A 13,217-nucleotide genomic window follows, 5' to 3' on the forward strand; every position below is an offset into this window, starting at 1 on the left:
GAGGGCCTGGGTGAGGGGCGAGGCCGCCAGACCGCACGCGGTCAATTAAACGGTGTCTCTCCGTTCAACACCTTCTCAATCACGTTTAAAACGCCTTCCTCGTTATTATGCGGTGCTTCAAAGCGCGCCTCCGCTTTAATATGCGGTTTGGCATTTGCCATCGCAAAGCTGAACCCGGACTGACGCAGCATCTCCACGTCGTTGCCGCTGTCACCAAAGGCCACCACTTCGCTGTCCTCGATGCCCCAGCGCGTTTGCAGGATCCGCAGGCCGTTGGCTTTATGCACGCCGGGGATAATCAGGTCAATGCTGCCGTGACCGGTGGTGACGGGCACCATAATGTCACTTAGCTTTTCATGCAGCAGCGCCTGAATGCGCGGAATTTCGTCATCGGAAACGTTGAGCCCGAACTTGAAGAAGATGTCGTTCAGGCTGTTGAAATCCTGCACCCTTTCGAGACGGTGATAATATTTTGACGCGATATCAATGAAGGCATCGTCATAGGCTTTAAGCGTGTAGGCGCTGCCTTTCCCGCAGGCGATAATCTCAATGCCGGGAACATCGTTTAAGACGGTGGCCACGGTGCTGAAATGCGCTTTTGTCAGCTCGCCGTTGAACACATCTTCCCCGGCATCGACCACCCAGCCGCCGTTTTCGGCAACAAAGGCAATTTCATGCGCGATCTCCGGGAAGAAGGAGATCAGCTGGTAATACTGGTTGCCGCTGGCGACCACAAAGCGAATGCCTTGCTCCTTCATGCGCGCATACTGCGCCAGAAAGCGCGGGCGGTTATAGGTCTTGGCATCACTCAGGAATGTGCCATCCATGTCGACGGCGATCAGTTTAACGCTCATATCCCTTCTCCATTGACGTTTGTTCCGTTTCCGGCTTTGCCACCGCGCGCGCCACCAGCGCCGCGATGATAACCAACCCTAACACCACCAGCATGGCGCTGCGCAGCCCGTAGTGCTCACCGAGGAAACCGAGCAGCGGCGGCCCGACCAGGAAGGCGAGGTAGCCCGTGGTCGCCACCACGCTGACGCGGGTCGGGGCATCCGGGCCGGTGTCGCTGGCGGCCGAAATAGTCAGCGGGAAGCCGAGCGACGCGCCCAGACCCCAGAGGATCACCGAGACCCCGGCAATCCAGTCCACGTCCACAAAGACGATCATCGCGATACCCAGGCCGCCGAGCAGGGCGCTGGCGCGCACTACCGCCACGCGGCTGTAGCGGTCGATAAACCAGCCGCCGGTGAAGCGCCCGACGGTCATCCCCAGCGTAAACCCGGCGTAAATCAGCGAGCCGGAGGTCGGACTAAAGCCGTGGCCGTCCACCATCAGCAGCGGCAGCCAGTCGTTGGCAGAACCTTCCGCGAACGCCATCGCCAGCACCACCACGCCGATGAGCATCAGCTGGAAATCGCGGTAGAAGGGCAGCCCTTTTTCCGTCGAATGCTGTTCTTCAGCGGAATTCTTGCCGGTACCGTTCGGGATCGCCCGAATGCCGGTCAGGATCGGAATGATGCATACCAGCGCCGCCAGCAGGATATGCAGATTCGCGCTCATGCCAAAGGCCGTCAGCGCCATCCCCACGCCCGCGCCGGCGAGCGTGCCGAGGCTATAAAAGCCGTGCATCATGGGCAGCACGGTTTTGTTCATCTCGCGCTCGACCGCCGCCCCTTCAACGTTTATCGCAACCTCTGCCGAGCCGAAGCTGCCGCCAAATACCGTCAGCCCCAGGGCAAACAGCACCGGCGAAGCAAACCACAGCGCCACGCTTAGCACGATCATCCCAATTACCGCGAAGCACATGGTGGTGCGGATCACCGCCCGCGTGCCAAAGCGCTTCACCAGCCACGCGGAGCAGAGGATACCGCTCATGGAGCCTATCGACAGACCGAACAGCACGATGCCCATCTCCGCGGTAGAGACGGACAAAATATCGCGAATGGCGGGCGTACGTGTGGCCCAGGAGGCCATCAGCAGACCGGGAATAAAGAAGAACATAAACAATGCCCACATGCGTAGTCGCAGGGCGTTGCGGGAAGAGGTCAGCGTCATTGGGGTAGCACCAGAAGTACAACAGTAGCGACAACACTAGCAAGTTTGTGTACATTTGTACACAAACCAGGTGAGGAATTTATGAGCAGACCACCGAACGATCCGCATCGACGTGAAAAAATTCTCCAGGCGACGCTGGATACCATTGCCGAACACGGGATTCACGCCGTTACGCACCGTAAAATCGCCAGCTGCGCGGGCGTGCCACTGGGGTCGATGACCTACTATTTCGACGGCATGGAGCCGCTGCTGGAGGAGGCCTTCACGTGGTTTACGCGGCAGATGTCACAGCAGTATCGGGATTTCTTCGCGGGCGTCACCGGGCCGGAGATGGCGTGTGAATCCATCACCACCCTGATCCACAGCTCGCAGGTGACCACGCCGCACAACATGGCACTGATGTATCAGCTTTACGCCTTTATGCACCGCAGCGCGGCGCTCAAAACGGTGATGCAGGACTGGATGAAGATGAGCCAGACCACGCTGGAGCAGTGGTTCGACCCGGTTACCACCCGCGCGCTGGATGCCTTCATCGAAGGGATGACGCTGCACTATGTGACTGACCGAGAGCCATTAAGCCGGGAGGAAATTCGGGCGATGGTGGGGAGAATTGCGGGCGAGGGGAACCCTTAGGCATCACTCGCCCTGCCAGTTTTACCTGGATTCGATTTTTTTCCCGCTGGCGTCCACGACGGCTTCGCCATCCTCTTTCGTAAACGCGCCTTTCTGCGCGTCCGGCAGAATGTCGAGGACAACTTCAGACGGGCGGCACAAACGCGTGCCCAGCGGCGTGACCACGATCGGACGGTTAATCAGGATCGGGTGTTGCAGCATAAACTCGATAAGCTGGTCGTCGCTGAAGATATCTTCAGCAAGGCCGAGCTGTTCATAGGGCTCCACGTTTTTGCGCAGCAGATCCCGCACCGAAATCCCCATATCGGCAATCAGGGTGGTCAGCGTATCGCGCGACGGCGGGGTTTCCAGATAGAGGATAATCTCCGGCTCCGTGCCGCTGTTGCGGATCATCTCCAGCGTATTGCGCGAGGTGCCGCAGGCTGGGTTGTGGTAAATGGTGATGTGGCTCATATCAGTGGCTCATTACAGTGTGAAGGAGAGACGTAGCGCCAGCGCGGCGAGCGTCACAAACAGGACCGGCAGCGTCATGATGATGCCCGTCCGGAAATAGTAGCCCCAGGTTATCGTCATATTTTTCTGCGCCAGCACGTGGAGCCAGAGCAGGGTGGCGAGGCTGCCGATAGGCGTGATTTTCGGGCCCAGATCGCAGCCAATCACGTTGGCGTAAATCATCGCCTCCTTAATTAATCCCGTTGCCGTGCTGCCGTCAATGGAGAGCGCGCCAATCAGCACCGTGGGCATATTGTTCATTATGGATGACAGAAACGCGGTGATGAACCCGGTTCCCAGCGTGGTGGCCCACAGTCCGTGTCCGGCCAGGCTATTCAGCACGCCAGTAAGATAATCCGTCAGCACGGCATTGCGCAGGCCATACACCACCAGATACATCCCGAGCGAGAAAATAACAATTTGCCACGGAGCGCCGCGCAGCACTTTTCCGGTGTTTATTGCATGTCCCCGTTTTGCGACAGCGAATAAAATCAGCGCGCCGACGGTGGCGATGGCGCTGACCGGAATGCCGAGAGGTTCAAGCACAAAGAAGCCAACGAGCAGAAGCAGCAGCACGATCCAGCCCGTTCTGAACGTCGGGAGATCGTGAATGGCCCGCGCGGGCTCCTGAAGTTTCGCCAGGTCGTATTCCGGGGGAATTTCCTTGCGGAAGAAAAGATGCAGCATCACCAGCGTTGCGACAATCGCGGCGATATCAACGGGGATCATCACCGAGGCGTATTCGCTGAACCCCAGCTTAAAGAAGTCTGCCGACACGATGTTGACCAGGTTGGAGACAATCAGCGGCAGGCTGGCGGTATCGGCGATAAAACCTGCCGCCATCACAAACGCCAGCGTGGCCTGCTTGCTGAACCCCAGCGCCAGCAGCATGGCGATGACGATAGGCGTCAGGATCAGCGCCGCGCCGTCATTGGCAAACAGCGCCGCCACGGCCGCACCCAGCAGCACGATATAAGTAAACAGCAATCGCCCGCGACCGTTTCCCCAGCGGGCAACGTGCAGCGCCGCCCATTTGAAAAAGCCGGACTCATCCAGCAGCAGGCTGATAATGATGACGGCGATAAACGTCGCCGTGGCGTTCCAGACGATATTCCAGACCACAGGTATATCGTTAATGTGAATTACCCCGCTGGCCAGCGCCAGCACGGCGCCAATGGTCGCGCTCCAGCCGATACTGAGCCCTTTGGGCTGCCAGATGACCAGTACCAGCGTAAACAGAAAAATTGCCCCTGCCAGAAACATCGCTTACTCCGTTATATCTGATTTCATGAATATGTTTTGATTAGCATGAGCCCGGGAGTCGGTTTTTCAGCTTCATGCGCGTCTCTTCCCGCAGGCAGTTCCAGCTGGTGTCGATAACGGCTGCTGCCCATGCCGGCATGTTGGGAGAGAGACGGTAATGGACCCATTTACCCTCGCGACGATCGATAACCAGCCCGGACTCGCGCAGCAAGGCCATATGGCGGGAGACTTTCGGCTGCGGTTCGTTGGTGGCGGAGCAGAGATCGCAGACACACAATTCTCCCGTTTCGCGAAGCAGCATGACGATGGCGAGTCGCGTTTCGTCGGAGAGGGTTTTGAAGAGCTGGAGCGGGTGGAGCATGGGTGTTCCTGAGGGTAGATTAAATCATATTCGTTTAATCATATATGTTTTGGTGGGAAGAGAGAAGGTCAGATTACAGGACGGGGAATTTCAGGCAACAAAAAACCCATTTATGTAAACGGGTTGGTCAAAACAATGACTTACATAATAATCAATAAGTTAGGTTAGTGGTAAGGAGTGGCGATTACGGGGTAATGCCAACTGCTGCCGCCACTTTGTCGCCACTTGGCAATGTAGCTATCGGATTAAAGCGCAGGGCCGTTTCTAGGTGGTCAGGGGCCAGGTGAGCATAGTGCATGGTCTTTTTTATGTCGTGATGGCCGAGGATCTTCTGCAGGGCAAGGATGTTGCCGCCAGACATCATGAAGTGTGCTCCGAACGTATGACGCAAAACGTGGGTAAGCTGCCCCATGGGGAAGCACTATTGAAGTTTTTTGCATCACAGACAAAAACTGGAAGTAGCAATCCGTAAAGAACTTGAAGCCGTTTAGGGCAATGATTTCCTCATAAAGATCTTTGCTGATTGGAATACTGCGGTTCTTTTTACCTTTAGTCCTGACGAATGTAATATGGTACATAGTGACTTGAGAACATGTAAGGTTTACTGCTTCGCGCCATCGTGCACCTGTGCTTAAGAAGATTTTAACAATGAGAGCGAGAAGAGGACTTTGCCGTTGGCAGTAGTACAGAATCTCAGTGATTTGTTCATGCGTCAGCCAAACCATTTCCTTCTCGGCAATGGTGAACTTGCGCATGTTTTCTAGCGGATTAGGTGCTGTCCATTCACCAAGCCGGGCTAGCTCGCTAAATACTCCGCTCAGATAGCTTTGCTCCAGATTGATGGTTACCGGGCTGGCTCCTTTCTTCCACTTATCGCTATAGTAGATTTCACCCGTCAAACGTTTATCACGGTAAAGGGCGAACATTTTGGAACTGAGATCTGTTGCTAGGGGATTTCTGAGTGCATTGACCATCAGGAGCAACTTATCGTAAACATGTTCGCCAGCGGACAGGGATTTGCCATGTAGTTTGAACCAGAGTTCAACGACGTCTCGCAGAGTTCTACGGTCCACTGATTCACCCAACCAGGGTTTTAGCCTCTATCTCATCCATCGTGTGGCGTTCAAAAGCATGTGCTTCCCCTTTGGTGGCAAATTGCTTACGCACGCGCCGCCCACTACGTCCTGTGGGGTAACATTCGCAAATCCATGTTCCTATGTTTAATTTACGTACTGCCATAAAAAAGCCCTCATGAATGAGGGTATAATTTAACTGTATATATAAATAGTGGTCAATGTATGAATATTTCTAATCAAACATAGACTAGGATTTATTGAGCACAACTTTAAACTTATCGGTCACAGAGACTGAAGTAATAATTATACATTCTTTTTTTGTATCGTAATAACCTACGCATTGAAATGTCTTATTTTCATTTAATCCTAAACTCAATAAGGTGTCTGTTTTTTTATTTTTAAGAGTATAAGTTCCATTAAAGGCTAAATTGTTCAATAAACCGCGAATTTCTTCCACATCATTATTAGATTCCCATTTAATGCAAATTTTATTTGTTTCTGATTGAGTTATTTCGATAATCTCTCCTTTATCAGATCTCCAGTTTTGATGTAAAGGGAACTTTTCGAATATATTGTAGTATGCTCTAGTGAATTTTCGCAGAATGCGTACGTTTTCCTGAGCGTATTTCTGCAGGTCGTTCCATTTTTTCTTCTCATTATCCCTCTCTGTATTTAATTTTGTAATCAGTTGATGTATGTTTTCGTGTGGGTTTTTAAAAGATAATGCTCTTTTTATCATCTCATCTGCCTGATCAGATAATCCAGCATTAAGAAGAGCATTGCCAATGTTGGCCATCGCCAACGTATTATCTAATTCCACCGCCTTATTAAAATGTTCGCTAGAGATTAATTTTAATCCACATTTTCCTGTAGTTACGCCCATATTGTTGAAAGTCATGCTGTTTTTGGGATCTAAATTGATAAGTTGTGAATAATTAGCTATTTCAATAGCCCTAAGGGGAGTGTTAGCAGCCTCGTATGCGGCGTTAAATATGCCGTCGATATCACTAGGTGAGTATTCTGCTGCTTTATCTAAGCAAAGTGCGTAATTGAACAAATTATCTTTGCCTTTTTCAATCTCAGCCAATTGGTTATAGCAGCGGGATAAATATTCATCCCTTTCATCACTTTCAATGGTTTCTAACTTATCTATCAGGGAAGTTATGATTAATTCAGCTTTAGTAGCTTCAAAGTTATCAATGTATAATTGCGATAATTTAAGTGTTAAATGTGCTTTTTCGATTGGAGAATGAACAGCACGCAACTCTTCTTTAACAAATGATATTGCTTTGGAGTATTGCTTTGTTTTTGTCAAGCAACTTATATAATTATCAATGTAATGGCGCTTGTTTTGAAAGATGTTTATTTCATTAATTTTTGATTTAAATTCATTCAAAACTTCATTGCTTGGTAAAAACATATATTTTACGAACAAGAAGAATGGATATTCTTTATTGTATTCCAAATGATGATGCTGTTGTTTCATTGTTTCATTAAAGTAATAACGGGCATCCTCAAATTTTCCTTCATCAAACAAATCCCATACAGTAGCAAACCAATCAGTTTTAATTTCATTGGATATTGTAGGTTTCGTGTTTTGAGGGAGATTTTCTGTGGGAGGTGCGTTATCTTCATTTTCGAGTTGAACAGTAGTAGTCGCTTCAATGTTTAAAACGGGCGATTGGACTTTAAAATTTCTAGCACCACTTAAATTTGAAAGGATAGCACCAAGCTGTTTTCTATAAAATATCAAAGCAAGAATGCAAAGCAAAGGCCATAAAGAATACTTAATGAAAACTTCTATGAGGTTGTAAAGTTTTTCTTCCATTCTTTTCTACCTAATTATAGGATGGTTTTAATTACTCGTGCGATTATTGTAATATCTGTTATATCACAGTCAAAGGAATATGAATCATTGATAACTTTTACTCTATTGTTCGGAATTTGTGCAATCTCTCGAATGCTGAATTTATTATCAACTTGTATCAGAAACTTACCATCCGAGATATCTAAAAATGTCTCATCTGCAATGTAAGATTTTTCATGATCCTGAATAAATATGGGTGAAGTCAATTCAGTGGGCAGAAATGCCTTGTCAAACATCAAATAACTTGATTGGTTAACAGCCCCATCAATAATTTTGCATTTCTTAATGGATATTAAATCACTGGTATCTTTTTCGTACTTTAATCCAGTACCAGTGACAAGCCAATTCAAAGAGACTCCTGTTTCTAGCGCACACTGTATCACCCATTCAGAGGGGAATGAATCACGCATGTAGAGTGTAGCTAACGTACTTTTTGAGACTCCTAAGTGATCGCACAGCGCCTGCCTTGTAGTGTATCCATATGCATCGACCATCCTTTCGAGCGCTACTCTTCCACCTTTTTCCAAATTCATGATCACTCCAAGTGAACTCAATGTTTGACTTATCGAACTGTGAGGAGTGAGTTTGTGTGAGTTCACATTGGTGAACAAATCAGGTTGTGTGGTTTTCATGGGGTTGACCACAACTCATCCGTATTCAAACAAGGAATCATGCATTATGACACCTCAAATTTCAATCTCACTGGCCGTACCTTCCATATCTATCGAAAAAATATAGTGAACTCAAAGGGTTATCCATCGACACCATAAATGACATGTTAGCGGATGGGCGCTTGATTCGTCACCGCCTTCAGAAGGATAAGAAGCGCGAGAAAGTGATGATCAATATTGCCACAATGACTGTAGATGCACTCTCAGATTGCAAAGTGGTTTGTAATTAGTTCGATTTTGTTACCGACTGAGGGAAATGACCATGTTTGGTTATCAAACTTCTAAACATGCTCACTTTGATGCAGCTTGCCGAGCGTTTGCACTGGCGCACGACCTTGAAGATGTGGCCGCTGCCGTAGGTAAAGACACGCCTGTTTACTCTGCTGTGCCGCTGCCGGTTCCTATGGCGGGTAATGATTCGGGGATGTTCCAGTTTCCGCCTGAAGGAACGCTGGTCGAAATCGTTTTTACTGGCGGACGGCCGGATAAGCCTTTTGTGCGGCAGACCGTGCCGGACGGAACCAGCCTCCCGGATATCCAGCCAGCGAACAGCTGCAACAGCAGCGTGCAGAAGTGTCGCAGCGCGTCACCCAGGCGGGTGACTGGGTGAGGCAGACAGACCAGACGATCAGTGAAACCTCAATGGCGCGGGTGGTTAAGGCCGATACAGAACAGCGGGAGATGGTCAGCCGCGAAACCACGGTTAAAGCCACGGATAAAATTACCGTGCTGGGTACGTTCACGCTGATGGCCGGAGCCATTCAGCAGGTATGCACGGAGGAAGGCCGTCAATAACCGCGTGGCGAGTATCGGCGGCAATGATGAAACGGACATAGCCGGGAGCCAGACAGTCACAACGGGTAAAGACCTGATTGAGAAAATTGGCCAGATACGTAAAAGCGTGGCGGCCGTGCAACAGCAAATTATTGCCCCGGGGGTGTGGATTGGCTCTGGCACAATCAACGTGGCACAGCTGATGCTGGACACGCTCGACGTGGTTAAGGGGCTGGCAGAGCAAACGGCAAGCCACACGCACAGCAATACGGGGACACCGACCAACGCGGCAGCCATCCGGAACACCGGAACGAAAGCGGACACGCTGAACGGCAAATACTCCCCGGTGATTGGCAAGTAAACCTGTCCAGAACATAACCCGCGAAAGCGGGTTTTTTTATGCCCTTCATTCCCTGGCGGGGATATCTCTTTTCTTACCTCACAAGCGGCTATCGCTACGCGCTGTCAGCGGCGCTCTGGCGCGTTCAGCCTTTTCTTACGCTCAGATCCACCCTTAAAACAGATCGTGCCAACAGCGGGGCGCTGGCGCGTCACAGCACGGACAAAAAATCTTTCGCCGACCAAAATCGCACTACACCGCACCCGCCTGCGGTTTTTGGATCATAAAAATTTTTCAGTTTTATTTTCCTACAAACCAGACCGCCAGACCGCGCCAGTGCTGGCGACTTTGCATAAAACCAGAACTGAAAAGATTGAAAAGGATTTCAGTGTTTTTCACTTTTATGGATCCCTGAATGATTAGATTAAACGTTTAACTATCAGATAGTTAATGCTTTTTCGGTTTTTAGATGGAAAAAGAAAATTAAGTTTTGGAGGCGAGAAAATCAAGAAAAACAATGCAGGTCAAAGGCTGGTGCGGGTCTGGCAGGGGGCGAGTACATATCAAAAACTGAAAAGCGTTTCAGTAGTAACAGGTTCAGATTGCTCGTAATTCGTTCAACAGTACGGGGCTAGGTTCGGCCATCAAAAGTATTTTTAATTGTGCGCTGGAAGGCACACGGTGGTTTTACGCTAACTTGGGCAAGTTACCTATTTTTAAATTTGAAGAACGGCACCACTTCTTACTTACTTATTCAAAAAGGAAATTATGTATTATAGGAGGTGACTATTCTTGATTGGAACAATGCCATGGATGTAATTGATACCAAACTATTTGGGCGCATTAAAGCACCGCGAAACTTTTCTGAGCTCATTGACATAACGACGGAAAAGACTACAAGAAACACCGCTGTTTATATGTGGCGGGGGCAGGGCGATGTTGATTGGCCAATACACAGCGCGGCTTATCGCAGATTGAAAATTAGTCATAGGCTAGTTACTGAAAGTAGGATGCGAGGTTATGAACTTGAGCTTCTTAAAAAAGCGCGACACAAAGGGTATGGGTACGAGGACGGCAGGCGTTTGGCTGATTTTGAAGTACTTGCAAAGTTACAACATCATGGGGCAGCAACACGTCTGATCGATTTCTCCAGGAACATGCTCGTGGCGCTGTGGTTTGCGTGTCAATCTGAACCAGGCAAAACAGGGCTACTCTTCGGCATACATTCTGACTTTATTCATGGGCAGGAAGGGGAGGCGGAAGAGCGTAACTATGATCAAATATTCGTTAAAGGGAATAGTGAAAAACCAGCAACAGCATGGGAACCGCCAGTAGTAACCAAACGAATAGCAGCGCAAAGCGCCCAATTTATGTATAGCGTGGTCAGCGAACACAGAATGGGGAGTTTAGACTTTGATCAAAGAGAAGACGCCTATCTCCCAATAGCAATAACGGCCGAAATGAAACTGATGTTCTTGCGCATCCTTTCAGAAACATTTGATGTACGACAGTTAACCTTATTTCCTGATCTTGATGGTTTTTGTAAAGCGCACACTGAGCATTTTAAGAGGTGGGATAACGAAAGATGGTGATACATGTATTTTTTAGTCGCCATTTTGCCGCCACTGGGCTTGATGATTCGATGTAACCTGTTGATTTTAATGTTTATAAAATTCAGGCAACAAAAAACCCATCAACCTTGAACCAAAACGGCGGGGTTGATGGGCTCCACAAATTGGGGACATCAAAGAAAAGCAGTGGCACTAGTTATGACTGCACCCTGCTAAAAAAGTTCTGCGCGTTACAAAAATTTTTTCATTACGCGCAAACTTAGGAGTTATCCGAGTCCCGGCCAGATGATGATAATCAGCGTACCCGCCAGCGTCAGCAGTACGTTCGCGATAGCATAGGTGCCTGCATACCCCAGCGCTGGGATGTTGCTGCGCGCTGTATCGCTGATGATTTCCATCGCCGGGGCACAGGTACGCGCCCCCATCATTGCCCCGAACAGCAGGGCGCGGTTCATACGCAGCACGTAGGCGCCGAACAGGAAGCAGATCACCACCGGCACCAGGCTGACGATAAGGCCGGAAACCAACATCTGCCAGCCGACGGCGCCGAGGCTGTGGCCGATGCCGCTGCCCGCGCTCAGGCCGACGCCCGCCATAAACACCATCAGACCGAACTCTTTCACCATGTTCAGCGCGCCCTGCGGAATGTAGCCGAAGGTCGGATGGTTGGCTCGCAGGAAGCCCAGCATGATCCCGGCGAACAGCAGACCGGCGGCGTTACCGATGCCGAAGCTGAAGTTGCTGAACTGGAAGGTGATCATCCCGATCATCAGGCCAACAATGAAGAAGGCGCAGAAGGCCAGCAGGTCGGTGACCTGGCTGTGAATGGAGATAAAGCCGATGCGGTCGGCAACGGTTTTTACGCGTCGCGCGTCGCCGCTGACCTGCAGCACGTCGCCTTTGTTGAGCACAACGTTGTCGTCGATAGGCATCTCAATCTGGCTGCGGATCACGCGGTTGAGGAAGCAGCCGTGGTCGGTCAGCTTCAGCTGCGCCAGACGGCGGCCCACGGCGTTATGGTTTTTCACCACGATCTCTTCGGTGACGATGCGCATGTCGAGCAGGTCGCGGTCGAACACCTCTTTGCCGTTACGGAAGCTCGGGTCGAGACGGGCGTGGGCGTCCGGGTAACCCACCAGCGCAATGTCGTCGCCCATCTGCAGCACCGCGTCGCCGTCCGGGTTCGCCAGAATGCCGTTGCGGCGGATACGTTCGATGTAGCAGCCCGTCTGGCGGTAAATCCCCAGTTCGCGAAGATTTTTGCCGTCTGCCCATGCCACCAGCTCCGGCCCGACGCGGTAGGCGCGGATAACCGGGAGATAGACTTTACGTTTGGAATCAGTATCCAGACCGCGCTCGCGGGCGATTTGCTGGGCGCTGGTCTGCAGATCCTGGTGCTGCAGTTTTGGCAGGTAGCGCGCGCCAACGATCAGGCTCACCAGACCAATCAGATAGGTCAGGGCATAGCCCAGGCTCAGATGGTCGAGGGCGGTAGAGAGCTGCGCGCCCGCCATGCCGGAATGGCGCAGGGTATCACCGGCGCCCACGAGCACGGGGGTTGACGTCATAGAGCCGGCCAGCATACCGGCCGTAAGCCCGATATCCCAGCCAAACAGTTTGCCCAGTCCTAACGCGATCAGCAGCGCGCTGCCGACCATCACCAGCGCCAGCATCAGATAATTTTTGCCGTCGCGGAAGAAAATTGAAAAAAAGTTAGGTCCCGCTTCTACGCCAACGCAAAAAATAAACAGCATAAAACCTAAGTTCAGCGCGTCCGTGTTAATGCTGAAGTGCTGCTGGCCTAATAATAAGGAGACGACTAAAACGCCAATGGAATTACCGAGTTGAACCGAACCCAGACGCAATTTACCCAGGCAAAGACCCAGCGCCAGTACCACAAATAATAACAGGATGTAATTCCCATTTAACAAGTCTGCGACGTTTATATTCACGGAGGCTAACTTCTTGTTTACCAGTAAGTTGTTGAATGAAAGGACTTTTTGGGCTACTGTTTTCTGGATCAGGGAAAAGCGCTAACGCTCCCTGTTTCCTGCTTTATTCCCTAAAACATTAGCTGGCGTGTAGTTTAATCGCATTAGCTACTGACAGCT

At 50.4% G+C, this 13,217-nt stretch carries 10 protein-coding genes and 3 pseudogenes; 4 read left to right on the forward strand and 9 right to left on the reverse strand.

Going from position 1 to position 13,217, the window contains the following annotated elements; all coding sequences use genetic code 11:
- Positions 1–41: 41 nt before the first annotated feature.
- Together INF77_RS21200 and INF77_RS21205 are read right to left on the reverse strand one after the other, a co-directional pair.
- Positions 42–854: a Cof-type HAD-IIB family hydrolase gene (locus INF77_RS21200; protein WP_047362756.1), complete on the reverse strand. Its 813-nt coding sequence runs from the start codon at positions 852–854 to the stop codon at positions 42–44.
- Positions 844–2,058, reverse strand: coding sequence for an MFS transporter (locus INF77_RS21205; RefSeq protein ID WP_041910681.1), 1,215 nt, complete (start codon positions 2,056–2,058; stop codon positions 844–846). Before INF77_RS21205 ends, INF77_RS21200 begins: the two co-directional genes overlap by 11 nt.
- A gap of 81 nt (positions 2,059–2,139) precedes the next feature.
- Here INF77_RS21205 and INF77_RS21210 point away from each other — a divergent pair, with 81 nt between their 5' ends.
- Positions 2,140–2,691, forward strand: coding sequence for a TetR/AcrR family transcriptional regulator (locus INF77_RS21210; protein WP_047368174.1), 552 nt, complete (start codon positions 2,140–2,142; stop codon positions 2,689–2,691).
- 21 nt (positions 2,692–2,712) lie between these two features.
- On the opposite strand, the gene arsC is transcribed toward INF77_RS21210, so the two are convergent.
- The 6 genes and pseudogenes from arsC to INF77_RS21240 form a co-directional block, all read right to left on the reverse strand.
- A complete protein-coding gene (arsC, locus tag INF77_RS21215; protein ID WP_063437588.1) occupies positions 2,713–3,144 on the reverse strand; it encodes a glutaredoxin-dependent arsenate reductase in 432 nt (143 codons plus the stop codon).
- A gap of 12 nt (positions 3,145–3,156) precedes the next feature.
- Positions 3,157–4,446 (reverse strand): arsenic transporter, encoded by a 1,290-nt coding sequence (locus INF77_RS21220; protein ID WP_063437589.1) that lies wholly within the window; start codon positions 4,444–4,446, stop codon positions 3,157–3,159.
- Between the two features lie 40 nt (positions 4,447–4,486).
- The gene (locus INF77_RS21225) at positions 4,487–4,807 is read right to left on the reverse strand and encodes a metalloregulator ArsR/SmtB family transcription factor (RefSeq protein ID WP_063437590.1); all 321 of its coding nucleotides are present in this window, start codon (positions 4,805–4,807) and stop codon (positions 4,487–4,489) included.
- Positions 4,808–4,991: 184 nt separating this feature from the next.
- Positions 4,992–6,046 (reverse strand): annotated as a pseudogene (locus INF77_RS21230) (tyrosine-type recombinase/integrase).
- 84 nt (positions 6,047–6,130) lie between these two features.
- A complete protein-coding gene (locus INF77_RS21235) occupies positions 6,131–7,711 on the reverse strand; it encodes a tetratricopeptide repeat protein (protein ID WP_193531992.1) in 1,581 nt (526 codons plus the stop codon).
- Positions 7,712–7,725: 14 nt separating this feature from the next.
- Positions 7,726–8,283 carry a phage repressor protein CI gene (locus tag INF77_RS21240; RefSeq protein ID WP_193532023.1) on the reverse strand — a complete coding sequence of 186 codons (558 nt, stop codon included), beginning with the start codon at positions 8,281–8,283 and terminating at the stop codon, positions 7,726–7,728.
- 145 nt (positions 8,284–8,428) lie between these two features.
- Between INF77_RS21240 and INF77_RS23350 the strand changes: the two are divergent.
- From INF77_RS23350 to INF77_RS21255, 3 genes and pseudogenes are all read left to right on the forward strand, one after another.
- Positions 8,429–8,651: pseudogene (locus INF77_RS23350) on the forward strand (regulator).
- A gap of 86 nt (positions 8,652–8,737) precedes the next feature.
- Positions 8,738–9,556 (forward strand): annotated as a pseudogene (locus INF77_RS23355) (hypothetical protein); the annotation flags it as partial.
- A 788-nt stretch (positions 9,557–10,344) separates the two neighbouring features.
- A complete protein-coding gene (locus INF77_RS21255) occupies positions 10,345–11,127 on the forward strand; it encodes an FRG domain-containing protein (protein WP_193030917.1) in 783 nt (260 codons plus the stop codon).
- A gap of 245 nt (positions 11,128–11,372) precedes the next feature.
- On the opposite strand, the gene INF77_RS21260 is transcribed toward INF77_RS21255, so the two are convergent.
- A complete protein-coding gene (locus tag INF77_RS21260; RefSeq protein ID WP_014169303.1) occupies positions 11,373–13,058 on the reverse strand; it encodes an aspartate:alanine antiporter in 1,686 nt (561 codons plus the stop codon).
- Positions 13,059–13,217 lie beyond the last annotated feature (159 nt).

Source organism: Enterobacter cloacae complex sp. P1B (assembly GCF_014982345.1).
GTDB lineage: Bacteria > Pseudomonadota > Gammaproteobacteria > Enterobacterales > Enterobacteriaceae > Enterobacter > Enterobacter bugandensis.